Origin of the sequence: Couchioplanes azureus (assembly GCF_014648355.1) — a bacterium.
GTDB lineage: Bacteria > Actinomycetota > Actinomycetes > Mycobacteriales > Micromonosporaceae > Actinoplanes > Actinoplanes azureus.
In genome coordinates this window covers 274345-300955 of sequence record NZ_BMQY01000004.1, presented here as the reverse complement: position 1 = coordinate 300955, position 26611 = coordinate 274345, and the positions used below count along the sequence as shown (strand labels likewise).

Below are 26611 nucleotides of genomic sequence, written 5' to 3'. Positions count from 1 at the left end.
CGGGTTGGCCGGTCAGGTGTGCTGGGCCAGCACGGCCAGCAGGCGGTCGATGTGCTCCTCGGTGGTGCCGATGCCCGCGCTGGCCCGGATCGCCGCACCGGGCGGGGCGGCCGCCGGGTCGAGGCGGTCGGTGGCCTCGCGCAGCAGGCGGTGGGTCAGCGGGTGGGCGCAGAACAGCCCGGTCCGTACCCCGATCGCATGGTCGCGGCCGAGGATCGTGCCCAGCTCGTCGTGGTCGCGGCCGAGCACCGCGAACGACACGATGCCGACCCGGGGTGCCTGCGGGCCGAACAGGCGCAGCTCCTCGACGCGGGGCAGGGCGGCGATGCCGGCGCGCAGGCGCGCCACGAGGCGGTGCTCCTGGGTGAGGTCGGCCTCGGCCAGGGCCCGGCAGGCGGTCGCCAGGGCCACCGCCCCGAGCAGGTTGGGCGTGCCGGCCTCGTGCCGGGCCGGGCCGTCGTGCCACCGTACGGTGAAGTCGGACGACACCGCCGCGGTCGCGCCGCCGCCGGCCAGGTAGGGCGGTGCGGCGTCGAGCCAGTCGGCGCGCCCGGCGAGCACGCCCGCCCCGAACGGGGCGTAGACCTTGTGCCCGGACAGCGCCACGTAGTCGGCGCCCAGCGCGGTGATGTCCACGGGCCCGTGCGGGGCCAGCTGCGCGGCGTCGACGGCGATCCGGGCGCCGTGGCGGTGCGCCGTCTCGGCCAGCTCGGCGATCGGCCACAGCTCCCCGGTCACGTTGCTGGCCGCGGTGACCGCCACCAGCGCGGGGCCGGGCAGCGCGCGCAGCGCCTCGTCCAGCGTGGAGACCGCCTCCGCGGCCGAGCGGGGCACGCCGAGGCGCACCGGCGCGCGCCACGGCAGCAGGTTGGCGTGGTGCTCGGCGTCGAAGGTCACCACGGTGGTGCCCTCGGGCAGGACATGGGCGAGCAGGTTGAGCGCGTCGGTGGTGTTGCGGGTGAAGACCACGGTGTCCTGCGGGCCGCATCCGAGGTGCTCGTAGAGCGTCTCGCGGGCCTGCTCGTACTCGCGGGTGCTGCGCCGGGCGAGCGCCCCGGCTCCTCGGTGGACGCTGCCGTACCAGGGCAGCAGGTCGGCCACCGCCTCGGCGACGACGTCGAGGCAGGGGGCGGTGGCGGCGATGTCGAGGTTGGCGAACTCGACGCTGCTGCCGTCGGGGAGTTTGACCTCTGCGGGGCTCAGGACGCTGACCATGGGTCAGACGGTAATCGCTGGTAAATCTACCTGCAAGATAGGATTTCTGCGCGGCGTGTCGCGGACGGTCGCCAGGGCGGTCCGCCGCTCGCTAGTCTGACGGCACTCGGGCGGCAACGGCGCCAGGTCCGGAGAGGAAGCGATGACACTCGGAACCGCAGTGGTGGAGACCTCGTCCCTCGGTGACCGCACCTACCTCGTGCACGACGGCGAGGTCGCGGTGGTCGTCGACCCGCAACGCGACATCGACCGGGTCCTGGCCCTCGCCGGCCGGCTCGGCGTCCGGATCACCCACGTGGCCGAGACGCACCTGCACAACGACTACGTCTCCGGGGGCCTCGCCCTCGCCCGGGTCACCGGCGCGGCCTACCTGGTCGCCGCCGCCGAGCGGGTGCGGTTCGCCCGGGTCCCGGTCGCCGACGGCGACCGGATCGCGGTCTCCGACCGGCTCACCCTCACGGCGGTGGCCACTCCCGGCCACACCTTCCACCACCTGTCCTACGTGGTCGGTCACGACGGCGAGGTCGCGGGCGTCTGCACCGGCGGCTCCCTGCTCTTCGGTACGACCGGACGCACCGACCTGCTCGGCGCCGACCACGCCCGCACCCTCGCCCACCACCAGCACGCCTCCGCGCGCCGCCTCGCCGACCTGCTGCCCGACGGCACGCCGGTCTGGCCCACCCACGGCTTCGGCAGCTTCTGCTCGGCCACCCCGCCGGACGCCGACACGTCCACGATCGGCCGGGAGAAGCGCGTCAACCCGGTGCTGCGGCTGCACGCCGACGCGTACGTCGAGCATCTGCTCGCCGGGCTGGGGGCGTACCCGGCGTACTACGCGCACATGGGCGTCCGCAACGCCCAGGGCGCCGACCTGATCGACCTCACCCCGGCCCGGCGCGCCGACCCGGCCGAGCTGCGCCGGCGCATCGACGCGGGGGAGTGGGTGGTCGATCTGCGCTCGCGCAAGGCGTACGCCTACCGGCACCTGGCCGGAACGCTGAGCTTCGGCACCGACGGCCCGCTGGCCACCTGGCTCGGCTGGACCCTGCCGCACGGCACCCCGCTGACCCTGCTCGGCGACTCTCCCCAGCAGGTCGCCGCCGCCCAGCGGGAGCTGGCCCGCATCGGCATCGCCGGCTCGGCCGCGGCGGCCGCCGGCACACCCGACGACTGGGCCCGCGGCCCCGCCGACCTCGCCGAGGGCCGCCGGGCCACCTTCGCCGACCTCGCGGCGAGCGAGCCGGACGCGATCCTCGACGTCCGCGCCGACGCCGAATGGCGGGCCGGCCACCTGGCCGGGGCCGTCCACATCCCGCTGCCCGAGCTCACCACCCGCCTCACCGAGCTCGGCGAGGGGACGATCTGGGTCCACTGCGCGGCCGGCTACCGGGCGGCCGCGGCGGCGAGCATGCTGACCCGGGCCGGCCGCCGCACGGTCGCCGTCGACGACGACTGGGCCAACGCGGCCGCCGCCGGCCTGCCCATCGTCTGACCTGCCGCGGTGCGGCCACTCAAGGCCCTCCGGAGGGCCGCCGCGCGCCAGGCCTCGGCGGCCCTCCTGACCGATGCGGCATCCCGCCCGGGCCAGCTTGCCGCCAGATCGGCGATGAGCAGCGATCACTTTGCCGCGGCGGTGGCGGCGACGTTGTCAGGGGTGATGGCCTCTTCGGTGTCGTCGTCCCGGACCGCTGCGCCCAGCGACTCGGCTGCCGACTGCAGGGTGTTCAGCAACCTCGGGTAGCCGCTCACCGCGGCTCCGTGTCGGCCTCCTCGGGTGCTCCCACGACGATCTCCAAGCCGGCGTCTCGCAGGGCGGCGGCAACGGCGGCAACGGATGCGGCCCAGGCCGATGGTGTAGATGCTGATCGCGTGGGCGTTGGCCCGCAGTTCGATCAGGTCGCGCCTCGGCCGTGGTGTCGGTGTTGTCGCTGACCGAGTACGAACCGGCCGGCTCGGCCGGCTTCGCCGCCGAGGGCCTGGGGTCGCCCGGCTGTGCCGAGTCGAGTGCGGCGGCCGCGTCCTGGATCGCCGCGTCTGCGGTCAACCGGCCGGGCCAGGATCGCGTCCACGGTCGGAAGGGCTTTTCAGGCCTCGTTCCAGCAAACCTCGAGACTGGGTGTTCGCGGTGGGCCGTCCCCGCGCTCGCCTAGGACGTCATCCGCCGCACGAGCTCGCGGGCCCGGAACTGTTGCACCGAGCGTGCCTGGCCCACCACGAAGCCGCGGAGCAACCGGGGGAAGGACACGGTCACGCCCTCGGTGACCCGGGTGCCCTCCTGCTCCGGAACCAGGTCGACCGTGGCGACCAGCGCCACCCGGCCGGGACTGCGCACGTCGCTGACCAGCCGGCGGCCCGGCACCGGGCAGGTCATCCGCACGCGGATCGGGTTGTCCCAGCGCAACGGCCCGAGGCGGAACCGTTCCACGGCCACGTACGAGACCGCGTCGTCCGTACGCCGGATGTCGCGGACCGCCACGACGAGCGGCGACAGGCCGACGTAGCTCTCCGGGCGGCTCAGGTGTGCGTGGATGCGCCCGGGCGGGGCGGGCGCCCAAAAGGTGTGGCTGAACTGTTCGGTGGACACGACGGGCATGGTGGCACGGGGCCGCCAGCGCCGCCGAACCTGTGGGAAACCTTTACCGCCGAAATTGCTTTGAACCGCTTCGCGGGTGGCTTCGTACTGATGGCTGTCGACGACGTCTGTCCGGGCAACATTCCCGATTTGCGCCGCCGGGGGAGACCTCGGAGCGCGTGACGAAAGGCCGAGCATGAGTCGTGTCCACTACGGCACGCGGGGGGTCTCCCGCCTGTCCCGCCGTCGGGTTCTTACGATCGCCGCGACCGTGGGAGTCACTGCCTCGGCCGCCGGGGTGGCCGGTCTGAGCCTTGCTGGGGAGAAGGCGGGCAAGGCCGGTGACAACGAGCCGCTGGTGCTCTCGCTGCGCGACGCGGAGAAGGGCACGTTCGACGTGTTCTCCGGCGGCGCGAAGGTGACGATCACCGACGCCGAACTGGCGAAGAAGCTGCTCAAAGCCGTCAAGCGCTGATCAGGAAGGCAACCCATGTCCTCGCACCGCGAAGCCCCGGAGATCAGCAAGGATCCCGTGGCCGACAGCTCCGACCTGTACGCGTTCGTGAGCCCGGACCATCCGGACACCGTGACGCTCATCGCCAACTACGTGCCCATGCAGTCGCCGGCGAGCGGGCCGAACTTCTTCGAATTCGGCGACGACGTGCTCTACGAGGTGCACGTCGACAACAACGGTGACGGGCGTCCCGATCTGACGTACCAGTTCCGATTCCGCACCGAACTGCGAAACGACCGGACGTTCCTCTACAACACCGGGCCGATCGAGTCGCTGGACAGTGAGAACTGGAACCGCCGCCAGTTCTACTCGGTGACCCGCGTGGATTCGCACGGTAAGCACACCGTGCTCGCCGAGAAACTGCCGTGCCCGCCGTGCAACGTCGGTCCGCTGTCCATTCCGGACTACGACAAGCTCGCCGAGGACGCGGTGCACAAGCTGAAGACGGGCGAGAAGGTCTTCGCCGGCCAGCGGGCGGACCCGTTCTTCGTCGACCTGGGCTCCATCTTCGACCTGGGCACCCTGCGCCCGTTCCAGGACAAGCACCTGGTCGGCCAGAAGCTGTTCAACTACGCCGGCAAGGCGGTCAACGCCACCGACAAGACGAACGTGCACAGCATCGCGATCCAGGTCCCGATGCACATGGTCCGCAAGGACGGCAAGAAGAAGGTCCGCGGGCGCGACGCGGGAGCGGTCATCGGCGTGTGGACCTCGGCCAGCCGCCGCCAGGTGCAGGTCCGGCACGGCAGGAAGAACGACGAGGACGTGTACGTCGGCCCGCACGTGCAGGTGTCGCGCCTGGGCAACCCGCTGTTCAACGAGGTCATCGTGCCGATGGCGCAGAAGGACCTGTGGAACAGCCTGCCGCCCAGCGAGGACAAGCGCTTCGCGGAGTTCGTCGAGCAGCCGGAGCTGGCGCAGCTGCTGCCGGTGCTCTACCCGGGCCTGTTCGACCGGCTCGCCGAGCTCAACGAGGCCAAGACCGCCCGCGCGGACCTCGTCGCGATCCTGCTGACCGGCATCCCGGACGGCATCATCGACAACTTCCAGAACAACACCGGCGAGACCCAGGCCGACATGCTGCGGCTCAACACCGCGGTGCCGCCGACCAAGGACGAGAACGGCTTCGGCATCCTCGGCGGTGACCTGGCCGGGTTCCCGAACGGGCGGCGGGTCGCCGACGACGTGGTGTCCATCTCGCTGCGGGCGATCGCCGGCGTGACCGTGCCGCTGGTCGACGAGAAGTTCAAGCCGGACGAGGCGGCCGCGCTGGTGGAGCAGGGTCTGACGATCAAGGACGGTAGCGCGAAGCTGCTCAAGAAGTTCCCCTACCTGGGCGTGCCGTTCGACGGCTTCAACAACCCACCGGCGGAGGACGGCAAGTGAGCGTCGGCGTTCACCACCACCACACCCTCGCCCCCTCCGGCCAGGGCACCGTGGTGCTCAACATCGGTGCCGGGATCGGCGCCCTGGTCATCCACACCCCGGGCAGCCTGCACGGGCACGAGATCGAGGTCAGCCCGGTGGGCGACGCGACCCGGCGGACCCACGCGGCGGTCCGGGCCCGCTACGTCAGCGACGGCGTCATGTTCAGTGTGGTCATCGACAGCCTGCCGGCCGGCCGGTACGTCGTCTGGCGCGATCCGGTGACCCCGCTGGCCGAGGTCGACGTGGCCGGCGGGGCCGTCGCCGAGTACGAATGGCCGGAAGCGGCCATTCTGTAACTCCCGGTGACCCCTGTGTCGGTCTAGGGTGAGCTGATGGACACGGCAGGGGAGGCTGATCGGGATCCTGGTCCGGTGCTGACGGACGTGCCGGGCCGCTCCACGCTGAGAACGACGGACGTGGACGAGGCGCGCGCCTTCTGCCGCCGGATGTTCTACGGCCCGCTCGAGGTGAAACCGGCCGGCGGCATCGAGGGCTTCGCCTTCTCGGGCGACGTCGTGCAGCTCGGCCCGCTGACCGTGGGCGAGGTCAGCTACGGGGTGGAGATCTGCGTGGCGATCGGCGACCTGCGCACGGCCTACCACGTGCTGGCGCCGCTCACCGGGCAGGTCCATGCGCTGCACCGCGGCGCGGCGACGACCGCCGATCCGGGCCGCGCCGCGGTGTTCCAGCCGGTCGGCGACATCGACCTGCGCTGGTCGGCCGACTGCCGCCTCTACAGCGTCAAGGTGGAGCGGCTCGCGTTCGAACGCGAGCTGGAGGCGCTGGACCCGCCCGGCGGCGCGCCGCTGCCGCTGGGCGCCACCTTCGGCACGGCCGCCGGCCCGGGGCGCAGCTGGATGGGGCTGATCCGCCTGCTGCACGCCGAGCTGCGCGAGACCGACGGGCTGATCGCCCTGCCCTGGCTGTTGCGCCGCTGGCGCGACCTGGTGATCAGCGGCCTGGCCGGCGCGGTCGAGCACGCCTCCGGCGACGGCGTCCCCGGCCAGCCGACCGCGCGGCGCCCGCGCACGGTCAAGCGCACGCTCGACGCGATGCACGCCGAACCGGGCCGCGCCTTCACCGCGACCGAGCTGGCCGCCATCGCCGGGGTCGGCATCCGTGTGCTGCAGGAGTCGTTCCGCCAGCACGTGGGCGTGCCACCGCTGACCTACCTGCGCCGGCTGCGCCTGGAAGGGGTGCACGCCGAGCTGACCCGGGCGGACAAGAACGAGGTCAGCGTCAGCGAGGTCGCGTACCGGTGGGGCTTCACCCACCTGGGCCGCTTCGCGGGCGCCTACCGCGCCCGCTACGGCGTCTCACCGTCCCAGACCCTGCGCGGCGACCGGGTGTAGCCCGGCCGCTCAGGAAGGCGGGGCCGCCTCGCGGACGATGTCGGCGTAGAGCCGGAACAGCCGGGGCTCTCCGCCGGTCGGCGGCCGGATCTCGAGCAGGCGGGTCCAGCAGCGGGCCGCGAGGTGCCGGGCGTGGGCGCCGCTCCAGGGCTGGGGGAGCAGTTCCGGTGGCAGCAGCGGATCGGGTTCCATCGCGCGGGTGAACTCGGCGGCCAGTTCCAGCGCGAGGACCAGCTGATCGGTGCCGGACAGCGCGGCGGTGCCCGCGAGCCGGTCGAGGCCGGCGCCGGCGAGCGCGGCCAGCCGGTCGTAGCGGGCGGCGAGCTCGTCGAGCGGCCAGAGCCTCGCGGCCAGCGCGGCGGGATCCTGCTGTCCGCCGATGCGCAGGTCGCGGCTGGTGAGGAAGGTGACCGAGTCCAGCACGCCGAGCCGGCGGGCTGCGGCCTCGACCAGCGGGGTGACGGGGTTGGCCGTCACGTACAGTCCGCCCTGGACGGCGGCCGCGCCGAGTCGCAGGATGGTGTCGCGCAGGGTGTCGCGGGCCGCGCGGGCCGACTCGGGAATCGCGAACGCGACGAGGTGCCAGGTGCCGTCCCAGCCGGCGTCGCCGCGGTCCTGGCGGTACGCGTACCGGACGTAGCCGGCCTCGGGGGCGACGGCGCCGGTGATGTCGGCGGTGGTGCGCAGCGATGCCTTGCGGCCCCGCCCCTGCTGGGTGAAGCGCCCTTCGGCCACGAGTCGTTTGAGGCAGAGGCGCACCTGCTGGTCCGTCATGCCCAGCGCGCCGGCCACCGTGTACAGACCGTCGGTGTCCACCGTGCCGTCCTCGCGGACCATCGCGTGCACCAGCAGGCGGGTGGTGATCACGTCGCGGGTCATCGCCGCTCGTCCCGGCGGTCGCCGAGGGTGCGCTGCATGGTGGTGACGGCGCCGAATCCCATGAGGCGCCGCAGGTAGGGGGTTTGCTCGGTGCGCACGGCGGTGAACCCGTGCCGTTCGTACAGCGCCCGCGCCCGGGGGTTGACGTCGACGACGTCCAGGCGGATGCGGTCGCAACCGCTGCCGGCTGCGACGCGGGCGATCTCCGCGAGCAGGGCGCTGCCGATGCCGCGGCCGCGGTGGTCCGCGTCGACGGCGATGCCGTCCATGACGAGCTGCCCGGGCGCCGGGGTGCGGTCCAGGAGCGCGAGAAGCGCGAGCCGCGGCAGGCCCCGCACGATGCCGTAGGCGCGCAGGACGTCGGCGGCGCCGCCACCGGTGAGCCCCCGGCCGCCGAGCTGGTAGCCGGCGACGCCGACCACGCGGTCGCCGGCGAGCGCGACCACTGCCCGATCGTGGTGCAGGTGGGCGGCGAGGAAGCGCCGTCCCGTCTCCGGCGGGTGCAGCGCCGGGCCCAGTTTGCGCCCGAAGGCCGCCCAGTACAGCTCGGCCACGCGCCGCTCGGCGCCCGCGGGCACGTCGCGCCGCACCGTGATCTCGCGGCGGTCACCCGTGCGCACGGTCACGCCTCCTCGTCTCGCTCTCGTTGTGCAAACTCTATCATCCGCTGTACGTTCATCGGCGCAACGATCGTTTGACGAGCGATAGATTTGGAGCGGGGCATGCACCAGGCGGTAAGCGGGGCGCGGGAGACGGTGACACCGCAGGCCGGCGGGGGAGGCCGCCTGCCGGTCGTGGACGCGCTGCGGGGCTTCGCCCTGCTGGGCATCCTCATGGTCAACATCACCTACTTCGCCTCGGCGTACCAGGGCACGGGGCTGGAGGATCCCGGTTTCACGGCGCCGCTCGACCGCGCGGTGCGCTACCTCGTGACGATCCTGTTCGAGACGAAGTTCTATCTGCTGTTCTCGTTCCTCTTCGGATACAGCGTCACCCTGCAGATGGACTCGGCGGCGCGCAGCGGAAGCCGCTTCGTGCCCCGCTTCCTGCGCCGCCTGGCGGCGCTGTTCGCGATCGGTGCGTTGCACGCCGTCGTCCTCTTCCCGGGCGACATCCTCACCACGTACGCCTGCCTGGGCCTGCTGCTGCTCGCGCTGCGCCGCCTCCGTCCGCGCACCGCGGTGCGGACCGCGATCGCGTTGCTGGCCGTCACCGCCGCGGGCTACCTGGGCCTCGCCGCCGTCCAGGCGGCCGCCGGCGGCGGTGGCCTCGACACCGCCGCGGTGAGCGCGCAGGCCCAGCGCACCGCCGACGGACTGCGGGGCGGTCCGGCGTCGGTGGTCGCGACCTACCTGGACCAGCTGCCGGAGGTCATGCAGCTGCTGGTCTTCTTCCAGGCCCCGGCCGCCCTGGCAGCCTTCCTGCTGGGCCTGGCGGCCGGCAAGAACCGCCTGCTGGCCGACCCCGGCCGCAGCGCCCGCACGCTGCGCCGGTTCCCGTGGGTCGGGGTGCCGGTGGGGCTGGCCGGGGGGATCGTCTACGCCCACGCGAGCCTGGACCACCCGGGCACCGCCTACCAGCTGTTCGCGCTCGGCGTGGACATGCTCACCGCGCCCCTGCTGGCGGCCGCCTACGCGGCCACCGTGCTGCGGTGGGCCTCGGGCGTCCGGGGCCGCCGGGCGGTCCGGTGGCTGTCGCCGGCCGGCCGGATGACGCTGACGGCCTACCTCACCCAGTCGATGGTCTGTGCGCTCGTCTTCACCGGGTACGGCGCCGCGATGGTCGGCCGCCTGTCGCCCTTGCCGGTGGTCGCCCTGGCGCTCGGGGTGTTCGCCGTGCAGCTCGCGGCCTGCCACTGGTGGATGGGCCGGCACCCGCACGGCCCGCTCGAATGGGTGCTCCGGGCGGCGACCAACGCCACCTGGCCGCGCTGGCGGACCGCGCCGGCGGCCGTCCCCGCGGACGGCGGCGACCGGCGGGACCTCGCCTAGTCCGGTGCGGCGGGGACGGTGGTGACGGGATTGCTCGGCGGGCTCTCGTTGCCGGAGCGGTCCAGCGCGCTCAGGCAGTAGGTGGCGCCCCCGGCCGGCGGGGCGGGATCCACCACCTGCTGCACACCCGCCCGGCCGGTGGCCACGAGGTTCGCCGCGGCGCCGTCGACCCGGTAGAGCGCCCAGGAGACCGGTTCCGCGCCGCCGCCCGCCTGCCACTCCACGGCCGTGACGCCGCCGGCGTGCCGGGCGGCGGTCACCCGCGGCGCGGACGGCGCCCGCGCCGGCAGGCGCTCCATGGCCGGCAGCAGCGCGGGCGTCGCGTAGTGCCGGGTGCGGTAGCGGGTGACCGCGCCCAGCCGGTCGGCGCGGACCTGCTTGGCGCTGAAGTGGACGCTGCCGTGCACGCCGTAGGTGTCGTTGAGGGCGAGCTGACGGTCGAGCTGGCCGGGCTCGCGCCACGGGCCCTTCTCGCCGACCCGGTAGTCGCCCTGACCGATGTAGAGCTGCACGCCGGTGCCCTCGACCAGCTCCGCCCACCAGGGCAGGATCTTGGCGTAGTCGGCCTTGTCGAAGCCGATCGCCCAGTAGAGCTGCGGCACCACGTAGTCGAGCCAGCGCTCGCGGACCCACGTGCGGGTGTCGGCGTAGATGGTGTCGTAGCTCTGCAGCCCCCGGCTGTCGGAGCCGGCCGGGTCGGTGCTCTTGTTGCGCCAGATGCCGAACGGGCTGATCCCGAACTTGACCCACGGCTTGAGCTGCTTGATCCGCTCGCTCATCTCCCGGACCAGCGTGTTCACGTTCTGCCGGCGCCACTGGGCACGGCCGAGAGACTTGTCCGCCCGGGCGGCGAAGCTGGCGTCGTCGCGGAAGGTGTTGCCGCCGCCCTCCGGGTACGGGTAGAAGAAGTCGTCGAAGTGCACGCCGTCCACGTCGTAGCGCTGCACCGCCTCCAGCATGGCGTCCTCGACGAACCGGCGGGCCGCGGGGTTGCCGGGGTCGAAGTAGAGCCGGGCCCGCGGGCCGTCCGGATACGCGATCGCCCAGTCGCGGTGGGCGCGCAGCGGATGGTTCGGCGCCAGCTTCGCGAAGTCCGCGCCGGGGCCGCGGGGGCCGGGCTGGGTCCCCCGGTACGGGTTGAACCAGGCGTGGAACTCCAGGTTGCGCGCGTGCGCCTCGGCCACCATGAACGCCATCGGGTCCCACCCGGGCGACCGGCCGTCCCGCTTGCCGGTGAGCCACTCGGACCAGGGCGCGTACGCCGAGGGCCAGAACGCGTCCCCGGACGGCCGGACGTGCACGAAGATCGCGTTGTGGCGCTGGGCCACGGCCAGGTCGAGCCACCGCAGGTACTCGGCGCGGACCTGCGCCTCGCCCAGGCCGGGCCGGCTGGGCCAGTCGATGTTCATGACCGTGGTCAGCCACATGCCGCGCAGCTCCCGGGTGGCCCGCACCGGCACGGCGCCGCAGCGCCCGGCCGCGCTCACCGCCGCCTGGCCGGTGACCGGGGCCGGCGGCGGGTCGTCGGGGGCGGCGGAGCGCACGAGGGCGGCGCCGAGCGCGACGACCGCCAGCAGCACGACGGCGGAGATCAGGATGAGCCTGGCGGGGGGACGGGGCACCCACCCAGTGTGCCCGCTCCTAGAGTCGTGGCATGAACGTGGTCGTCGTCGGGGCCGGCATCGCGGGGCTGGCGTGCGCGCGGGAGCTCACCGCCGCCGGGGTGCGGGTCCGGGTCCTCGAGCGCGGCCGGGTTGTCGGCGGGCGGCTCGCGAGCGAGCGTCACCACGGGCGGTGGGCCGACATCGGTGCCGCCTACTTCGTCGCCGACGACCCGGACTTCGCCGCGCTCGCCGAGCGGTGGCGCTCGCGCGGGCTCGCCCGGCCCTGGACGGACACGTTCGCCGTGCACCCCGGCTCGCCGGCCGCGGGTCCGATGCGGTGGGCGGCGCCGGGCGGCCTGCGCTCGCTCGCCGGTGACCTCGCCGCCGGGCTCGACGTCCGGCTCGGCCACGAGGTGCGGGCCGTGCCGGACGACGCCGACGCCGTCGTCCTGGCCATGCCCGGCCCGCAGGCGTTGCTTCTGCGCCCGAGCGCCGCGGTGGCCGAGGCCGCCCGGCGGCAACGGTGGCAGCCGGTGCTGGCGGCCGTACTGGCGTACCCGGAAAGGGTCTGGGGCGACTTCCACGGCGCGTTCGTGAACGACCACCCGGTGCTGGCGACGGTGTGCGACGACGGCGACCGGCGCGGCGACCGCGCCCCGGTGCTGGTCGCGCACTCGACCCCGGGGCTGGCGCGCGACCACCTCGACGTCCCGGACGCGGCCGCCGCGGTCATCGCCCGCGCGACCGGTGAGCTGCTCGGCATCGCGGCCGAGCCGCGGGTCCACATGCACCGCTGGACCCACGCCCAGCCGGCTGCGACGGATGCCCCCTACGCCACCGACGGCAGAGTGTGGCTCTGCGGGGACGCGTTCGGCCGGCCGCGCGTCCAGACGGCCTGGGCGTCCGGGCGCGCGGTCGCCGCCGCCCTGCTTCAGAGCAGCGAGCGGTAGACCTCCAGGGTGTCCTGGGCGATGGTGGCCCAGGAGAACTTCTCCACCGCGCGGCGGCGCCCGGCGAGACCCATGTCCCGGGCCCGGTCCGGGTCCTCGACGAGCCCGCGGATCGCGGCGGCCAGGTCGGCGACGAACTTGTCCGGGTCGACCGGGGTGCCGGTGCCGTCGGTGACCTGGTCGATCGGCACGAGCAGGCCGGTCTCGCCGTCCGCGACCACCTCGGGGATGCCGCCGGTCGCGGTGGCGACCACGGCGGTCTCGCAGGCCATCGCCTCCAGGTTCACGATGCCCATGGGCTCGTAGACCGAGGGGCAGACGAAGACGGTCGCGTGGGTCAGCACCTGCACGACCTCGTGCTTGGGCAGCATCTCCTGCACCCAGATCACGCCGCGCGCGTCGCGGGCGTGGCGCAGCTGGATCGCCAGACCCTCCACCTCGGCGGCGATCTCCCTGGTGTCGGGTGCGCCGGCGAGCAGCACGATCTGCGTCTCGGGGGGCAGGTCGTGGCAGGCGCGCATCAGGTACGGCAGGCCCTTCTGCCGGGTGATGCGCCCGACGAAGACGACGCTGGGGCGCGCCGGGTCGATGCCGAGCCGCTCCAGCACGTCCGTGCCGTGGTCCGGGGCGTACTGCGCGGTGTCGATGCCGTTGTAGACCACGCGGATCTTGTCGGCGTCGACGCCCGGGTACGCCGCCAGCACGTCGCGTTTCATCCCGGCGGACACGGCGATGATCGCGTCGGCCGCCTCGATCGCCGTGCGCTCGATGAAGGACGAGAGGGCGTACCCGCCGCCGAGCTGCTCCGCCTTCCACGGGCGCAACGGCTCCAGGCTGTGCGTGGTGACCACGTGCGGGACCCCGTACAGCAGCTTGGCGGTGTGCCCGGCCAGGTTGGCGTACCAGGTGTGGCTGTGCACGATGTCGGTGCCCTCGGCGCCCGCCGCCATCTCGAGGTCGACGCCCATCGTGCGCAGGGCGGCGTTCGCCCCGGAGAGCCCGGCGGGATCGGCGTACGCGGTGACTCCCGGCTCGTCGCGCGCGCCGCCGAAGCAGTGCACCCGCACGTCGGTGAGCGGGCGCAGGTCCCGGGCGAGGTACTCGACGTGCACGCCCGCGCCGCCGTACACCTCCGGCGGGTACTCCCGGGTGAACAGGTCGACGCGAAGCGGGGTACGAGAGTCGGTCACGTCAGGCAGAATAAGCCTTTCGACTGGCGTGAGTGCGGCGGGAAAGTTAGCGTCACGTCATGGCTGTCAAGGTGCTCGCGATCGTTCTGGCCGGGGGCGAGGGCAAGCGCCTGATGCCCCTCACCGCGGACCGGGCCAAGCCCGGCGTCCCGTTCGGCGGCAGCTACCGCATGATCGACTTCGTGCTGTCGAACCTGGCCAACGGCGGGTTCCTGAAGATCGTCGTGCTGACCCAGTACAAGTCGCACTCCCTCGACCGGCACATCACCAAGACCTGGCGGATGTCGACGCTGCTGGGCAACTACGTGACGCCGGTGCCGGCGCAGCAGCGGCTCGGCCCGCGCTGGTTCGCCGGGTCCGCCGACGCGATCTACCAGAGCCTCAACCTGATCAACGACGAGAACCCGGACTACGTCATCGTGTTCGGCGCGGACCACATCTACCGGATGGATCCGAAGCAGATGGTCAACGACCACATCGCCTCGGGCGCCGCGGTGACCGTGGCCGGCATCCGCCAGCCGAAGGCCATGTCCGACCAGTTCGGCGTCATCGACGTCGCGGAGGACGGCCGGCGCATCCGCGCGTTCCGGGAGAAGCCCACCGAGGTCGACGGCCTGCCGGACTCCCCGGACGAGATCTACGCGTCGATGGGCAACTACGTCTTCACCACCCGGGCCCTGTGCGAGGCGGTGACCGCCGACGCGGAGAACCCCGACAGCAAGCACGACATGGGCGGCAACATCATCCCGATGCTGGTGGACAAGGGCGAGGCCAACGTCTACGACTTCCGCGACAACGAGGTGCCGGGCAGCACCGAGCGCGACCGCGGCTACTGGCGCGACGTGGGCACCCTGGACTCGTTCTACGAGGCCCACATGGACCTCATCGCGACGCTGCCGGTCTTCAACCTCTACAACATGGACTGGCCGATCTTCACCAACTACGGGTCCTGGCCGCCGGCCAAGTTCGTCCACGGGTACGACGACCGCCAGGGCCGCGCCGTCGAGTCGATGATCTCGCCCGGGGTGGTGGTGTCCGGCTCGCTGGTCGAACGGTCGGTGATCTCGCCCAACGTCCGGGTCAACTCGTGGGCGCACGTGGAGGGCTCGGTGCTCATGGAGGGCGTGTCGGTGGGCCGGCGCGCGGTCGTCCGCAACGCGATCATCGACAAGAACGTGACCATCCCCGAGGGCGCCCGCATCGGCGTCGACCTCGACCGGGACCGCAAGCTCTACACGGTCAGCGACGGCGGCATCGTGGTCGTCGGCAAGGGCCAGCGCATCGAGCCCTGACGCGCGTGGCGCGGGACGCCCTAGCCCGTGACGACGCCGCCGGCCACCTCGAAGTGGCGGTTGGTGCGCACCGCCTTGAGCATCCGCCGGTCGTGGGTGACCAGCAGCAGCGTGCCCGGGTAGCCGGCCAGGGCCGACTCCAGCTGCTCGATCGCCGGCAGGTCGAGGTGGTTCGTCGGCTCGTCCAGCACCAGCAGGTTGACGCCGCGCGCCTGCAGCAGCGCCAGCGCCGCCCGGGTCCGCTCGCCCGGCGACAACGTGCCCGCCGGGCGCAGCACGTGCGCCGCCTTGAGCCCGAACTTGGCGAGCAGCGTGCGCACGTCGGCGTCGGCCAGCTCCGGCACGGCGGCGCCGAACGCGGTCAGCAGCGGCTCGCCGCCCAGGAACAGCCCGCGGGCCTGGTCCACCTCGCCGACCACCACCTGCGGTCCCAGATGCGCGGTGCCCTCCTGCAGCGGCAGCCGCCCGAGCAGCGCCGCGAGCAGCGTCGACTTGCCGGAGCCGTTCGCGCCGGTGATCGCCACCCGGTCCGCCCAGTCGACCTGCAGTGTGACCGGTCCCAGGGTGAAGGCGCCCCGGCGTACCACCGCATCGCGCAGCGCGGCCACGACGGCGCCGGCGCGGGGCGCGACGGCGATCTCCATCCGCAGCTCCCACTCCTTGCGGGGCTCCTCCACGACCTCCAGCCGCTCGATCATCCGCTGCGTCTGGCGGGCCTTGGCCGCCTGCTTCTCGGTGGACTCGGCGCGCATGCTGCGGCCGATCTTGTCGTTGTCCTTGCTCTTGCGGCGCGCGTTGCGCACGCCCTGCTCCATCCAGTTGCGCTGCATCCGGGCTCGTTCCTCGAGGGCCGACACCTTCCCGGCGTACTCCTCGTAGTTCTCCCGGGCGTGCCGGCGCAGGGTCGCGCGCTCCTCCAGGTAGGCGTCGTAGCCACCGCCGTAGAGGCGCACCTGCTGCTGCGCGAGGTCGAGCTCCAGGACGTCGGTGACCGTCCGCGACAGGAACTCCCGGTCGTGGCTGACCAGCACCGTCCCGGCGCGCAGGCCGGTGACGAACTCCTCCAGCCGGCGCAGCCCGTCCAGGTCCAGGTCGTTGGTGGGCTCGTCGAGCAGGAAGACGTCGTAGCGGCTCAGCAGCAGCGACGCCATCTGCGCGCGGGCCACCTGCCCGCCGGACAGCGCGGTCGTCGGATGGTCCAGCGCCACGGCCAGCCCCAGGTCGGCGGTCACCTGCCCGGCGCGCTCGTCGAGGTCGGCGCCGCCGAGGTCCAGCCAGCGTTCCAGGGCCGTGGCGTACGCCTCCTCCGCTCCCGCCGTGCCCGCGGCCAGCGCCTCCGCGGCCGCCTCCATGGCCGCCTGCGCGGGACCCACGCCCGTGCGCCGGGCCAGCAGGTCGCGGACCGTCTCGCCGACCCGCGCCTCCCGCTCCTGCGGGAGGTATCCCACGGTGGCCGTCGGCGGGCTCAGCGCCACCGAGCCGGACTCCACCGGCACCAGCCCGGCGAGGGTCCGCAGCAGGGTCGTCTTGCCCGCCCCGTTGGCCCCCACCAGGCCGATGGTGTCGCCCGGGGCGACGACCAGGTCGAGGCCGGAGAACAGGGTGCGGTCGCCGTGCCCCGCGGCGAGGTCCCGGGCGATCATCGTGGCGCTCATCGGGGCCCGACTCTAGCGCCGCCTCAGGCCGGGATCGGCACCGCCGTGCCGCTGACCCGCACGCCGGCCTCGCCGGGCACCAGGGTGACGGTGAGCCGCCCGGGGCGGCCCATGTCCGTGCCCTGCGACAGCTCGACCACGGCATCGCCCTCGACCAGCCACAGGTCGCGCAGGTAACCGCCGAGGGCGGCGGCCGCGGCCCCGGTAGCCGGGTCCTCGTAGACGCCGCCGACCGGGAACGGGTCACGCACGTCGAAGTGGTGCTCGTCCTCCCGCCAGACGAGCTGGACCGTGGTCCAGTCCCGGCGCTTCATCAGCGCGGTCAGCGCCGGCACGTCGTAGTCCAGGTCGGCGAGGCGCCGGCGGCTGTTCGCGGCCAGGATCGGGTGGTACGCCCCGGCGTACGCGACCCGCGGCGGCAGGGCGGCGTCGAGGTCGGACTCCGCCCAGCGCAGCGCGGCCAGCAACGCCGCCAGGTCGTCGCCGCCGAGCTCCGCGACCCGCGTGCCCACGCTGGTCAGCGTCGCGCGGCGGTGTTCGTCCACGGTGACCGGCACCTCACCGGCGTTGGTGACGAAGACATACCTGATCTGCTGCTTCTCGGCGTCGGGCTGGAGGGTGCCGGGTCCCTGCCGGTCGGCGAGCGCCACGGCCGTGCCGACGGTGGCGTGACCGCAGAACGGCACCTCCACGAGCGGGCTGAAGTAGCGCACCCGCAGGACCCCGCCCCCGCGGTCCTCGGTGACGAAGGCGGTCTCGGAGTAGCCCACCTCGGCGGCCACGGCCAGCATCTCGGCGTCCGACAGGGCGGCGGCGTCCAGCACCACGCCGGCCGGGTTGCCACCGGCCGGGTCCGCGCTGAACGCCGCGTACCGGAGAATCTCGAGGTCTGTCATGGTGCCGAGCCTGGCGCGCACCGGTGCGGGAGACCAGGGCCAATCGGAAGGCTCTGGTCTTGGCCGCCCGCCGCGGGCCGGGAGTAGCGTCGGCGGGGTGACGAAGGCACCCATCCCGCCCACGGACCTTCCGCGTACGCTCGGCGACCTGCGCGCCCACGGGCACGAGTTCCGCACCGTGAAACAGGAGCTGCGCGACAACCTGCTCGACCGGCTGCGCCGGGGCGAGCCGCGGTTCCCCGGCATCGTCGGCTACGACGACACCGTGCTGCCCGAGGTCGAGCGCGCGCTGCTCGCCGGGCACGACATGGTGCTGCTCGGCGAGCGCGGGCAGGGCAAGACCCGGCTGCTGCGCGCCCTGGCCGGCCTGCTCGACGAGTGGACCCCGGTCATCGCCGGCTCGGAGCTGCGCGAGCACCCGTACCAGCCGGTCACCCCGGCGTCGCGCCGGCTCGCCGAGGAGGCCGGGGACGCCCTGCCGATCTCCTGGCTGCACCGCCGCGAGCGCTACGGCGAGAAGCTCGCCACCCCGGACACCAGCGTCGGCGACCTCATCGGCGACGTCGACCCGATCAAGGTGGCGCAGGGACGCGCCCTGGGCGACCCGGAGACCATCCACTTCGGGCTGGTGCCGCGCACCAACCGCGGCATCTTCGCCGTCAACGAGCTGCCCGACCTCGCCGAGCGCATCCAGGTGTCGCTGCTCAACGTGCTGGAGGAGCGCGACGTGCAGGTACGCGGCTACCAGTTGCGGCTGCCCCTCGACCTGTTGCTGGTCGCCACGGCCAACCCCGAGGACTACACCAACCGGGGCCGCATCATCACCCCGCTCAAGGACCGCTTCGGCGCCGAGGTCCGCACCCACTACCCGGTGGACCTGGCCCTCGAGACCGCGCTGATCCGGCAGGAGGCGGCGCTGGTCGCCACCGTGCCCGACCACCTGATCGACGTCCTGGCCCGCTACACCCGGCAGGTGCGCGAGTCGCCGGCGGTGGATCCGCGCTCCGGCGTCTCGGCGCGGTTCGCGATCGCGGCGGCCGAGACCGTGGCGGCGTCGGCGCTGCGCCGGTGCGGCCTGCGCGGCGAGCGGGAGGCCGTCGCCCGCATCGGCGACACCGTGTCGGTCACCAGCACTCTGCGGGGCAAGGTCGAGTTCGACAGCGGCGAGGAGGGCCGCGAGACCGAGATCCTCGCCCACCTGCTGCGCCTGGCGACCGCGGAGACGTTCCGGGACCGGCTTTCCGGTCTCGACCTGTCCGGGTTCACCGGCCTCGTCGCCGGGGGCACCACCATCGAGACCGGCGACCTGGTCTCGGCCGGGGAGCTGCTCGCGCAGGTCGGCACCGTGCCGGGGCTGGCCAAGGTCCTCGACCGCCTCGGCCTCGGCGATGCGCCGAGCCCGGGGGAGGCGGCCTCCGGTGTGGAGTTCGTGCTCGAGGGGCTGCACCTCACCCGCCGGCTCGCCAAGGAGCTGACCGGCGACGGGCGTACCCGGTACGGGAGCTGACGTGACCGGCGACCGGTTCCGCTACGGGGCGTGGCGCGACGGGCCGGATCCGCTCGCCCCGCCGTACGACGTGCGCGCCGCGGTCGACGAGGTGGGCGAGCGCGTCCTCGGCGGCGAGAGCCTGCGCGAGGCGCTGCGCGACCTGGTCCGCCGGGGCCCGCGCGACGGCCGCGGCCTCGACGACCTGCGGGCCCGCGCCCAGCGGCTGCGCCGGGAGGTGTTGCGCCGCGGGAACCTCGACGGCGCGGTCACCCGCGCGCGGCAGCTGCTCGACCAGGCGCTCGCCGCCGAGCGCGACGAGCTGCGCGAGCGCGGCGACCCCTTCCGCGAGGCGGTGCTGGACACCCTGCCGCGCTCCACCTCGCGCGCGGTCGAGGAGCTCTCCGGCTACGACTGGGCCAGCGCCCGGGCCCGCGACCTGTACCGGCAGATCCTGGACGGTCTGCGGCGCGAGGTGGTCGAGCAGCGCTTCGCCGGCCTGCGCGACGCCCTGCGGGGCCGGGACCCGGCCACGGACGCCCGGCTGGCCGAGATGATCGGCGACCTCACCGACCTGCTCGGCCGCCACGCCCGCGGCGAGGACACCGGCGACGCGTTCGCGCGGTTCATGGCCCGGCACGGCGACTTCTTCCCCGAGCGCCCGGCGAGCGTCGAGGAGCTGATCGACTCGCTGGCCCGGCGGGCCGCCGCGGCCGAGCGGCTGCTGCGCTCGCTGAGCCCGCAGCAGCGCGAGGAGCTGTCGCGGCTGATGGACCAGGCCCTGGGCGACGGGCCGCTGCGCGACCGGCTCGCCGAGCTGACTCGGCACCTGCGGGACCTGCGACCGGAGCTCGCCTGGGGCCGCGGCGAACGGGTCCGCGGTCCCGGCGACCTCGGCTACGGCGACGCGGCGGCCGCGCTGGGGGAGATCGGCGAGCTGGACGAGCTGCTCGACCAGCTGGGCCAGGAGTATCCCGGCGCCACGCTCGACGACGTCGACGTCCAGGCGGTCGAGCGCCAGCTCGGCCGGGACGCCGCCGACGACCTCCGGCGGCTGCGCGAGCTGGAGCGCGAGCTGCGCCGCCAGGGCTGGGTCACCCGCGACGACGCGGGGCTGACGCTGTCGCCGAAGGCGCTGCGGCGGCTCGGCCGCACGGCGCTGGCCCGGGTGTTCGACGACCTCGCGGGCCGCCGGCGCGGCGAGCACGACCTGCGCGACGCCGGTGCGGCCGGCGACCTGATCGGCTCGTCGCGGCGCTGGCACTTCGGCGACGAGCAGCCGCTCGACGTGGTGCGTACCGTCGGCAACGCGGTCCGGCGCCGGGCGGGCCACGGCGCCGGGCTGCTGCCCGTACGCCTGGCGCCGGAGGACTTCGAGGTCGCCGAGACCGAGCGGCGGGCCTCGGCCGTGGTGGCGCTCTGCGTCGACCTGTCGTACTCGATGCTCGCCGACGGCCGGTGGGGCCCGATGAAGCAGACGGCCCTGGCGCTGTCGCACCTGGTGGCGACGCGGTTCCCGCAGGACTCGCTGCAGATCGTGGGCTTCGGGCGGCACGCGATGACGCTGTCGCAGGGCGAGCTGGCGGCGGTCGAGCCGGAGCTGGTCCAGGGCACCAACCTGCAGCATGCGCTCAAGCTCGCCGGCCGCCACCTGCGCCGGCATCCCGGCGCGGAGCCCGTGGTGCTGGTGGTCACCGACGGCGAGCCGACCGCGCATCTCGAGGCGGACGGCGAGGCGTTCTTCTCCTGGCCGACGACCCCGGAGACGGTCCGGCTCACCGTGCGCGAGGTGGACCAGCTCACCCGGTACGGCGCCACACTGAACGTCTTCATGCTGGGGGAGGACCCGGGTCTGCGGCGGTTCGTGGACGCGGTGGCCCAGCGCAGTGGCGGACGCGTGTTCAGCCCGGACGTGAGCGAGCTCGGCCGCTACGTGGTGGACGACTACGTGCGCAGCCGGCGCGGCCGGCGGTGACCGGCGTCAGCCTATCTTCCTAGGATGACTTACGGGTGGTGGCGCCCGGCACGGGGTGCTCCTCGGCCACGGCGGGGCTGGATATAGTGACTCGGCGAGTGAGCGGCCCGGCGGGGCGGAGACGGCGGTCAGGGACGGCGCCGAGGCTCGTCGCCGGGTCCGGGGGAGAAGGGGGCGCCATGTCGCAGCACGCTGCGCCCGTCGCCGCCAGCAACCGCATCTGGACCCTGCCCAACGTCATCAGCTTCGTCCGGCTGCTGGGCGTGCCGCTCTTCCTCTACCTGCTGCTCGGCCCGGAGCACGACGTCGCGGCGGTGGTCGTGCTCGCGCTCGGCGGCACCACCGACTGGGTCGACGGCTACGTCGCCCGCCGGATGAACTCGGTCAGCCGCCTCGGTGAGCTGCTCGACCCGTTCGCCGACCGGCTCTACATCCTGGCCACCCTCACCGGCTTCACCGTACGCGAGATCATCCCCTGGTGGCTGGCCGGCGCCCTGCTGCTGCGCGAGGCCGTCCTGGCCGTCGCCCTGCTGGTGCTGCGCCGCCACGGCTACGGCCCGCCGCCGGTGCACTACGTCGGCAAGACCGGCACGTTCGTGCTGCTGGGCGCCTTCCCCGTGCTGCTGCTGGCCGCGGCGGTGCCGGCGACCGAGGCGGTCGCCGCGCCCATCGGCTGGGGTCTGGCGTGGTGGGCGCTCGGCCTCTACTGGGCCGCCGCCGTCCTCTACCTGGCGCAGGCCCGCGCGATGCTGCGCGCGGACCGCGCCGCCGAGCGGCGCGAGGCAGTCGCCGGATGACCTCGCCCGACGGCGGCGGCGCGCAGCCCCGGACCTACACCCCGGACTTCCTCACCGAGCTGTTCCGCAACCCGCTCGACCCGGGGTACGCCGACGCCGCGGCGCGCCGGGCCCGTGGCGAGGGCCCGTCCGCCACCCGCCGCAAGCTGTTGCGCGCGGTCACCGCGCTGACCCTGGCCGGGGTCGGTTTCCTGCTGGTCGTCGCCTACCGGCAGACCGTCGCCGACGAGCCGGCCCGGGCGCAGGCCCGCGACACCCTCATCGAGCAGGTGCAGAACCGCCGGGAGGAGACCGCGGAGCTGCAGATCCGCGCCGAGCGGCTCCGCGCGGAGGTCGCCGACCTGCGCGAGCGTCAGCTCGGCGGCGCCGCCGTGGCCCGGCTGCGCGACCTGGAGGCGGAGACCGGGCTGGCGCCGGTGCGCGGCTCGGGCGCGCGGGTCACCGTCGGCGACGGGCCGACCCCCGTCGACCCGGCCACCGGGGAGCGCCGCAGCGAGGCCCGCGTCCGCGACACCGACCTGCAGCTCGCCACCAACGCGCTCTGGGCGGCCGGCGCCGAGGCGATCGCGGTCAACGGCCAGCGGCTCACCTCGACCTCGACCATCCGCCAGGCCGGGCAGGCGATCCTCGTCGACTTCCGGCCGGTGACCACGCCGTACCAGGTCGTCGCGATCGGGCCGGAGTCGCTCGTGGAGAACTTCCGCGACGGCACGGCCGGCCGGTTCTTCCGGGCCCTGCACACCAAGTTCGGCATGTCGTACGACGTGGCGGAGGTGCACGACGTGACCCTCGACGCCGCCACCGAGCCGAACCTGCGCCAGGCCACCCCGTCCACGCCGCCGTCACCGTCGGCGGCCGGCTCCCCGTCGAAAGGCGGCAGATGATCGCCGTACTCGCCCTGATCGCCGGTGTCGTCCTGGGGATCGTGTTCCATCCCACGGTGCCACCGGCGCTGCAGCCGTACCTTCCCATCGCGGTCGTCGCCGCGCTCGACGCGGTCTTCGGCGGGGTACGGGCGAAGCTCGACGGCATCTTCGACGACAAGCAGTTCGTCGTGTCGTTCATCGCCAACGTGGTGGTGGCGGCGCTGATCGTCTACCTGGGTGACCAGCTCGGCGTGGGCGGCCAGCTCTCCACGGGCGTCGTGGTGGTCCTCGGCGTGCGCATCTTCGGCAACGTGGCGGCGATCCGCCGGCACCTGTTCCGGGCATAGGGCGGCGGCGATGAGCGACGAGAAGGACCCTCAGGACCGGCCCGGCGACACCCCGCCGGAGCCGGTCGAGACCGCCCCGGTCGAGCCAGCGGCTCCGGTCGAGGCGGCCCCGGTCGAGGCCGCGCCTTCCGGGGCGCCGTCCGGGCCGGAGCCCGGGCCCGGGGCGTCCGAGCCGGCGGAACCACCGGTCCCGGACGAGCCGGCGCCCGCGGCGTCACCCGATGCGGTGAGTGCCGCGCCGGTCGTCGCGCCCTGGCGCCGGCTGTCGTCGGCGGGCGCGCTCATCTGGGTGCTGCTGGCGCTGTTCGGCTTCACCCTCGTGGTCCAGCTGCGCAGCAACGACGCGGACTCCGGCCTGGCTTCGGCCCGGCAGGAGGACCTGGTCCGGATCCTGTCCGATCTGGAGGCCCGGGACCAGCGGCTGCAGCAGGAGATCAACGCCCTCGAGGAGAGCCAGCGGCAGCTGACCTCCGGTGTGGCCGGTCGCCAGGCCGCCCTGGCGGAGGCGGGCAAGCGCGCGCAGGAGCTCGGTCTGCTCTCCGGCACGCTCCCCGCCCGCGGGCCCGGGTTGAAGATCACCGTCGACCCGCGGGGGCAGCCGCTGAAGGCGTCGGCGATCCTCAACGCCGTGCAGGAGCTGCGCGGCGCCGGCGGGGAGGTCATGGAGCTGCTGGGCAACAACGGCGTCTCGGTGCGCATCGTCGCGTCGTCGTACTTCGTCGATGCCGACGGCGGTGACATCATGGTCGACGGCAAGCAGCTCAGCGGCCCGTACACGCTCTGGGTGATCGGCGTGCCGGCGACCATGCAGACCGCCCTGCAGATCCCCGGTGGGGTGGTCGCGTCGGTGAGCCAGGCCGGCGGTAACGTGACCATGGAGCAGCGCACCACGGTCGAGGTGACCGCGGTGCGTCAGCCAGCCAGCCTGCAGTACGCGCGCCCGGCCTCCTGAGCGGGCGCGCTTCTCAACGGAGGAATGCGTGATTCCCGAGGATCTGCGGTACACGGCCGAGCACGAGTGGGTGTCCGGTGACGGCACCGGGCCCGTGCGCGTGGGCATCACCCACTTCGCGCAGGACGCGCTCGGCGACATCGTCTTCGTGCAGCTGCCCGAGGAGGGCACCACGGTGCAGGCCGGTGACCAGCTCGGCGAGATCGAGTCGACCAAGAGCGTGTCGGAGATCTACGCGCCCGTCGCGGGCACGGTGGTCGCCCGCAACGCCACGCTCGCCGACGAGCCGGAGCTGATCAACGCCGAGCCGTACGCCGCCGGGTGGCTGGTGGAGATCGCCCCGGAGGATCCCGCGGCGCTCTCCGGCCTGCTGGACGCCGAGGCGTACAAGGCGCTGACCGACGGCTGAGCCGGACCGGTCCGCCCGTCGCCCGCGCGTCCGGTTGCCCGCCATTTCGGCGCTGACTAGGCTCGCGGGGCACATGTAGAACTGTTATTACTTCGAAACCGATAGTCGTACGTCCGGAGTACCGGGCAGCGGCGGCGGGGGGCGCTGCGCTCCGGACCTCACGTCCGGCTCGCTCACCCTTCGTCGTCGGGCGGCGACCGAAACAGATCCGTGAGGTGGTCCATGACGCGCCCAGACGACGAGTTCCCCCCGCTCGACGTCACGTCCACGCTGAACCTCGGAGCGCTCGACGAGGTGCTCGAGGGTCCCGAGACCGACGTGGTGCCGAGCCGCATGTCCGGCTCGCTGCCGCCCGGGATGGCCCTGCTGGTGGTGCGCCGGGGCCCCAACGCGGGCGCGCGGTTCCTGCTGGATCACGACGTGACCACGAGCGGGCGGCACCCCGACAGCGACATCTTCCTCGACGACGTGACGGTGTCGCGCCGGCACGCCGAGTTCCACCGTGCCGGGGGTACGTTCACCGTGCGTGACGTCGGCTCGCTCAACGGCACGTACGTCAACCGTGAGCGGGTCGAGTCCGCGACCCTGAGCAACGGCGACGAGGTCCAGATCGGCAAGTTCCGCCTGGTCTTCATCGCCGGCCCGCGGCCGGAGGGCGAGGGCGGCGGGGCGTGAACCCGGCGGGGGCGGCCGCACACGACCCGGGCGCGCGCCCGGGTCGTGACGTCGCGCTGATGAGCATCGGGGAGGTGCTGGCCCAGCTGCGCACGGAGTTCCCCGACACGACGATCTCCAAGCTCCGGTTCCTGGAGGCGGAAGGGCTGGTCGACCCGCAGCGTACCGCCTCCGGCTACCGCAAGTACTCGTGGAACGACGTGGCCCGGCTGCGGTTCGTGCTGACCGCGCAGCGCGACCAGTACCTCCCGCTGCGGGTCATCCGCGAGCAGCTCGAGGCCCTCGAGCGCGGCGACGACCCGCTGAGCCGGCAGCGCCCGTCGCTGGTCGCGGTGGGTTCCGAGGCGGAGGTCGCCGCGGACGCGGCGGACGCCCGGGTGGCCCGGGCAGATCTGATCGAACGCACGGGCGTCGCGGAGCCACTGCTCAGCGAGCTCGAACGGATCGGGCTGGTCACCTCCCGCCCGCCCGGCTGGTACGACGGCGACGCGGTGGTCATCGTGGAGGCGGTCGCCGGCCTGACCCGCCACGGCCTCGAGGCGCGTCACCTGCGCGCCTTCCGCGCCGGCGCGGACCGTGAGGTGGGGTTGTTCGCCCAGCTGCTGGCGCCGCTGGTGCGCCAGCAGGACCCGGCGGCGCGGGCCCGGGCGGCGGAGACGGCCCGGGAGCTGCAGGCGTTGTCGCAGCGGCTGCATGCGGCACTGGTGCGCGCGGGCCTGCGCGACACCCTCGGACGCTGAGCGGCGCCCGGTTACGCCGAGCGCTTAACCGGGCGGCTGTGACCCGTGCGACGGCGCAGCGCGGACGCGCGGTGCCCGATCGGGCCGCCGACCTGCGGTTCGGCCCGGTCCGGCGGGGTATGGCCAGGGGGATCGGACACGGACCTCGTGTGGCGCTTGTCCGGCGGCGTCCGTGTACCGTGCAGGATAGGGCGGGATACAGCCTGACGATCACCGCTTCGCGCGGTGACGGACGGGGCGGCGACGACGTGCGACACGGAGGCGGGCGGTGCGCGAGCTGAGCGTGGTCGGGGTTCGGGTGGAGCTGCCCAGCAACCAGCCGATCGTCCTGCTCAGGGAGGTCGACGGCGATCGGTACCTACCGATCTGGATCGGCGCGGTGGAAGCGACCGCCATCGCGTACGAGCAGCAGGGCGTCAAGCCGGCGCGGCCCCTGACCCATGATCTGCTCCGGGACGTCCTGGCGGCGCTGGAGGCGCCACTGAAGGCCGTCGAGATCACGGAACTCAAAGAGAACGTCTTCTACGCCGACCTGCTGATCGGCGACAGCCTGCGCATCTCGGCGCGCCCGAGCGACTCGATCGCGCTGGCGCTGCGGGTGGGCGCCCCGATCCGCTGCGCGGACCAGGTGCTCACCGAGGCCGGCATCGTCATCCCGGACGAGCAGGAGGACGAGGTCGAGAAGTTCCGGGAGTTCCTCGACCAGGTCCGCCCGGAGGACTTCGCCGGCTGACCGTGGCGTGCGCCACCGGGCGGCGTTTTGCGGCCGAATGTATCGACGTTCGCCACATGTCCGGTCGTCCGTACGCGGCGTGTCGCGGCATTA

The 26611-nt window shown here is 73.7% G+C and carries 27 protein-coding genes; 18 read left to right on the top strand and 9 right to left on the bottom strand.

Annotated features, from left to right (window positions below; all coding sequences use genetic code 11):
* Window positions 1-12: 12 nt before the first annotated feature.
* Window positions 13-1215 (bottom strand): aminotransferase class V-fold PLP-dependent enzyme, encoded by a 1203-nt coding sequence (locus IEY99_RS16535; RefSeq protein ID WP_189204128.1) that lies wholly within the window; start codon window positions 1213-1215, stop codon window positions 13-15.
* A 142-nt stretch (window positions 1216-1357) separates the two neighbouring features.
* Between IEY99_RS16535 and IEY99_RS16530 the strand changes: the two genes are divergently transcribed.
* The gene (locus tag IEY99_RS16530) at window positions 1358-2707 is read left to right on the top strand and encodes an MBL fold metallo-hydrolase (protein WP_189204126.1); all 1350 of its coding nucleotides are present in this window, start codon (window positions 1358-1360) and stop codon (window positions 2705-2707) included.
* A 125-nt stretch (window positions 2708-2832) separates the two neighbouring features.
* Here IEY99_RS16530 and IEY99_RS34915 read toward each other — a convergent pair whose 3' ends face one another.
* Both IEY99_RS34915 and IEY99_RS16525 read right to left on the bottom strand, forming a co-directional pair.
* Complete coding sequence (locus tag IEY99_RS34915) at window positions 2833-2964, bottom strand: hypothetical protein (protein WP_268245119.1); 132 nt, start codon at window positions 2962-2964, stop codon at window positions 2833-2835.
* A gap of 397 nt (window positions 2965-3361) precedes the next feature.
* Window positions 3362-3799 carry an SRPBCC family protein gene (locus IEY99_RS16525; protein WP_229798793.1) on the bottom strand — a complete coding sequence of 146 codons (438 nt, stop codon included), beginning with the start codon at window positions 3797-3799 and terminating at the stop codon, window positions 3362-3364.
* A gap of 259 nt (window positions 3800-4058) precedes the next feature.
* On the opposite strand from IEY99_RS16525, the gene IEY99_RS16520 reads away from it, so the two are divergent.
* The 4 genes from IEY99_RS16520 (at window position 4059) to IEY99_RS16505 (ending at window position 7081) form a co-directional block, all read left to right on the top strand.
* Complete coding sequence (locus IEY99_RS16520; protein WP_229798791.1) at window positions 4059-4262, top strand: hypothetical protein; 204 nt, start codon at window positions 4059-4061, stop codon at window positions 4260-4262.
* A 15-nt stretch (window positions 4263-4277) separates the two neighbouring features.
* Window positions 4278-5687: a DUF4331 domain-containing protein gene (locus tag IEY99_RS16515; RefSeq protein WP_189204122.1), complete on the top strand. Its 1410-nt coding sequence runs from the start codon at window positions 4278-4280 to the stop codon at window positions 5685-5687.
* Entirely contained in the window at window positions 5684-6025 is a 342-nt protein-coding gene (locus IEY99_RS16510; RefSeq protein WP_189204120.1) for a phospholipase, read from the top strand. Before IEY99_RS16515 ends, IEY99_RS16510 begins: the two co-directional genes overlap by 4 nt.
* 75 nt (window positions 6026-6100) lie before the next feature.
* Window positions 6101-7081, top strand: a complete 981-nt coding sequence (locus tag IEY99_RS16505) for an AraC family transcriptional regulator (protein WP_229798788.1) — start codon at window positions 6101-6103, stop codon at window positions 7079-7081.
* Between the two features lie 9 nt (window positions 7082-7090).
* Here IEY99_RS16505 and IEY99_RS16500 read toward each other — a convergent pair whose 3' ends face one another.
* Window positions 7091-7960 carry a PaaX family transcriptional regulator C-terminal domain-containing protein gene (locus IEY99_RS16500; protein WP_189204117.1) on the bottom strand — a complete coding sequence of 290 codons (870 nt, stop codon included), beginning with the start codon at window positions 7958-7960 and terminating at the stop codon, window positions 7091-7093.
* A complete protein-coding gene (locus tag IEY99_RS16495; protein ID WP_229798786.1) occupies window positions 7957-8586 on the bottom strand; it encodes a GNAT family N-acetyltransferase in 630 nt (209 codons plus the stop codon). Before IEY99_RS16495 ends, IEY99_RS16500 begins: the two co-directional genes overlap by 4 nt.
* Window positions 8587-8682: 96 nt before the next feature.
* Here IEY99_RS16495 and IEY99_RS16490 point away from each other — a divergent pair, with 96 nt between their 5' ends.
* Window positions 8683-9951, top strand: a complete 1269-nt coding sequence (locus IEY99_RS16490; protein WP_189204115.1) for a DUF418 domain-containing protein — start codon at window positions 8683-8685, stop codon at window positions 9949-9951.
* Here IEY99_RS16490 and IEY99_RS16485 read toward each other — a convergent pair.
* Entirely contained in the window at window positions 9948-11573 is a 1626-nt protein-coding gene (locus IEY99_RS16485) for a glycoside hydrolase family 10-like protein (RefSeq protein ID WP_189204113.1), read from the bottom strand. The genes IEY99_RS16490 and IEY99_RS16485 overlap by 4 nt on opposite strands.
* 32 nt (window positions 11574-11605) lie before the next feature.
* Here IEY99_RS16485 and IEY99_RS16480 point away from each other — a divergent pair, with 32 nt between their 5' ends.
* Window positions 11606-12505, top strand: coding sequence for an NAD(P)/FAD-dependent oxidoreductase (locus IEY99_RS16480; RefSeq protein ID WP_189204111.1), 900 nt, complete (start codon window positions 11606-11608; stop codon window positions 12503-12505).
* Here the strand turns inward: IEY99_RS16480 and glgA are convergent.
* On the bottom strand, window positions 12487-13695 hold the full coding sequence (gene glgA / locus IEY99_RS16475) for a glycogen synthase (protein WP_189204109.1): 1209 nt from the start codon (window positions 13693-13695) through the stop codon (window positions 12487-12489). The genes IEY99_RS16480 and glgA overlap by 19 nt on opposite strands.
* 59 nt (window positions 13696-13754) lie before the next feature.
* On the opposite strand from glgA, the gene glgC reads away from it, so the two are divergent.
* Window positions 13755-14987 (top strand): glucose-1-phosphate adenylyltransferase, encoded by a 1233-nt coding sequence (gene glgC / locus IEY99_RS16470; RefSeq protein WP_189204107.1) that lies wholly within the window; start codon window positions 13755-13757, stop codon window positions 14985-14987.
* 20 nt (window positions 14988-15007) lie between these two features.
* Here the strand turns inward: glgC and IEY99_RS16465 are convergent, their stop codons facing one another.
* On the bottom strand, window positions 15008-16642 hold the full coding sequence (locus IEY99_RS16465) for an ABC-F family ATP-binding cassette domain-containing protein (protein ID WP_189204105.1): 1635 nt from the start codon (window positions 16640-16642) through the stop codon (window positions 15008-15010).
* A 23-nt stretch (window positions 16643-16665) separates the two neighbouring features.
* A complete protein-coding gene (locus IEY99_RS16460) occupies window positions 16666-17538 on the bottom strand; it encodes a PhzF family phenazine biosynthesis protein (protein ID WP_189204103.1) in 873 nt (290 codons plus the stop codon).
* Window positions 17539-17635: 97 nt separating this feature from the next.
* Between IEY99_RS16460 and IEY99_RS16455 the strand changes: the two genes are divergently transcribed.
* The 10 genes from IEY99_RS16455 to IEY99_RS16410 all read left to right on the top strand — a co-directional run bounded on the left by IEY99_RS16455 (window position 17636) and on the right by IEY99_RS16410 (window position 26518).
* The gene (locus tag IEY99_RS16455) at window positions 17636-19045 is read left to right on the top strand and encodes a sigma 54-interacting transcriptional regulator (protein WP_189204101.1); all 1410 of its coding nucleotides are present in this window, start codon (window positions 17636-17638) and stop codon (window positions 19043-19045) included.
* Between the two features lies 1 nt (window position 19046).
* Window positions 19047-20999 (top strand): VWA domain-containing protein, encoded by a 1953-nt coding sequence (locus IEY99_RS16450; RefSeq protein ID WP_189204099.1) that lies wholly within the window; start codon window positions 19047-19049, stop codon window positions 20997-20999.
* Window positions 21000-21178: 179 nt separating this feature from the next.
* Window positions 21179-21796 (top strand): cardiolipin synthase ClsA, encoded by a 618-nt coding sequence (clsA, locus tag IEY99_RS16445; protein ID WP_189204097.1) that lies wholly within the window; start codon window positions 21179-21181, stop codon window positions 21794-21796.
* Window positions 21793-22680 carry a DUF881 domain-containing protein gene (locus IEY99_RS16440; RefSeq protein ID WP_189204095.1) on the top strand — a complete coding sequence of 296 codons (888 nt, stop codon included), beginning with the start codon at window positions 21793-21795 and terminating at the stop codon, window positions 22678-22680. The genes clsA and IEY99_RS16440 overlap by 4 nt, the downstream gene beginning before the upstream one ends.
* The gene (locus IEY99_RS16435; RefSeq protein WP_071803906.1) at window positions 22677-23009 is read left to right on the top strand and encodes a small basic family protein; all 333 of its coding nucleotides are present in this window, start codon (window positions 22677-22679) and stop codon (window positions 23007-23009) included. The genes IEY99_RS16440 and IEY99_RS16435 overlap by 4 nt, the downstream gene beginning before the upstream one ends.
* Window positions 23010-23019: 10 nt before the next feature.
* On the top strand, window positions 23020-23961 hold the full coding sequence (locus tag IEY99_RS16430; RefSeq protein ID WP_229798784.1) for a DUF881 domain-containing protein: 942 nt from the start codon (window positions 23020-23022) through the stop codon (window positions 23959-23961).
* Between the two features lie 28 nt (window positions 23962-23989).
* On the top strand, window positions 23990-24370 hold the full coding sequence (gene gcvH, locus IEY99_RS16425) for a glycine cleavage system protein GcvH (RefSeq protein ID WP_071803904.1): 381 nt from the start codon (window positions 23990-23992) through the stop codon (window positions 24368-24370).
* 222 nt (window positions 24371-24592) lie between these two features.
* Window positions 24593-25045, top strand: coding sequence for an oxoglutarate dehydrogenase inhibitor Odhl (gene odhI / locus IEY99_RS16420; RefSeq protein WP_189204093.1), 453 nt, complete (start codon window positions 24593-24595; stop codon window positions 25043-25045).
* Between the two features lie 59 nt (window positions 25046-25104).
* On the top strand, window positions 25105-25785 hold the full coding sequence (ftsR, locus tag IEY99_RS16415; protein ID WP_229798782.1) for a transcriptional regulator FtsR: 681 nt from the start codon (window positions 25105-25107) through the stop codon (window positions 25783-25785).
* Between the two features lie 268 nt (window positions 25786-26053).
* Window positions 26054-26518: a bifunctional nuclease family protein gene (locus IEY99_RS16410; protein ID WP_189204089.1), complete on the top strand. Its 465-nt coding sequence runs from the start codon at window positions 26054-26056 to the stop codon at window positions 26516-26518.
* Window positions 26519-26611: the final 93 nt, after the last annotated feature.

What these genes read in the sequence shown, in the direction of transcription:
- IEY99_RS16535 (WP_189204128.1), bottom strand. Translation starts at nt 1,215, where the DNA reads ATGGTCAGCGTCCTGAGCCCCGCAGAGGTCAAACTCCCCGACGGCAGC.
- IEY99_RS16530 (WP_189204126.1), top strand. Translation starts at nt 1,358, where the DNA reads ATGACACTCGGAACCGCAGTGGTGGAGACCTCGTCCCTCGGTGACCGC.
- IEY99_RS16515 (WP_189204122.1), top strand. Translation starts at nt 4,278, where the DNA reads ATGTCCTCGCACCGCGAAGCCCCGGAGATCAGCAAGGATCCCGTGGCC.
- IEY99_RS16500 (WP_189204117.1), bottom strand. Translation starts at nt 7,960, where the DNA reads ATGACCCGCGACGTGATCACCACCCGCCTGCTGGTGCACGCGATGGTC.
- IEY99_RS16490 (WP_189204115.1), top strand. Translation starts at nt 8,683, where the DNA reads ATGCACCAGGCGGTAAGCGGGGCGCGGGAGACGGTGACACCGCAGGCC.
- IEY99_RS16480 (WP_189204111.1), top strand. Translation starts at nt 11,606, where the DNA reads ATGAACGTGGTCGTCGTCGGGGCCGGCATCGCGGGGCTGGCGTGCGCG.
- glgC (WP_189204107.1), top strand. Translation starts at nt 13,755, where the DNA reads ATGGCTGTCAAGGTGCTCGCGATCGTTCTGGCCGGGGGCGAGGGCAAG.
- IEY99_RS16465 (WP_189204105.1), bottom strand. Translation starts at nt 16,642, where the DNA reads ATGAGCGCCACGATGATCGCCCGGGACCTCGCCGCGGGGCACGGCGAC.
- IEY99_RS16460 (WP_189204103.1), bottom strand. Translation starts at nt 17,538, where the DNA reads ATGACAGACCTCGAGATTCTCCGGTACGCGGCGTTCAGCGCGGACCCG.
- clsA (WP_189204097.1), top strand. Translation starts at nt 21,179, where the DNA reads ATGTCGCAGCACGCTGCGCCCGTCGCCGCCAGCAACCGCATCTGGACC.
- IEY99_RS16440 (WP_189204095.1), top strand. Translation starts at nt 21,793, where the DNA reads ATGACCTCGCCCGACGGCGGCGGCGCGCAGCCCCGGACCTACACCCCG.
- IEY99_RS16435 (WP_071803906.1), top strand. Translation starts at nt 22,677, where the DNA reads ATGATCGCCGTACTCGCCCTGATCGCCGGTGTCGTCCTGGGGATCGTG.
- IEY99_RS16430 (WP_229798784.1), top strand. Translation starts at nt 23,020, where the DNA reads ATGAGCGACGAGAAGGACCCTCAGGACCGGCCCGGCGACACCCCGCCG.
- odhI (WP_189204093.1), top strand. Translation starts at nt 24,593, where the DNA reads ATGACGCGCCCAGACGACGAGTTCCCCCCGCTCGACGTCACGTCCACG.
- ftsR (WP_229798782.1), top strand. Translation starts at nt 25,105, where the DNA reads ATGAGCATCGGGGAGGTGCTGGCCCAGCTGCGCACGGAGTTCCCCGAC.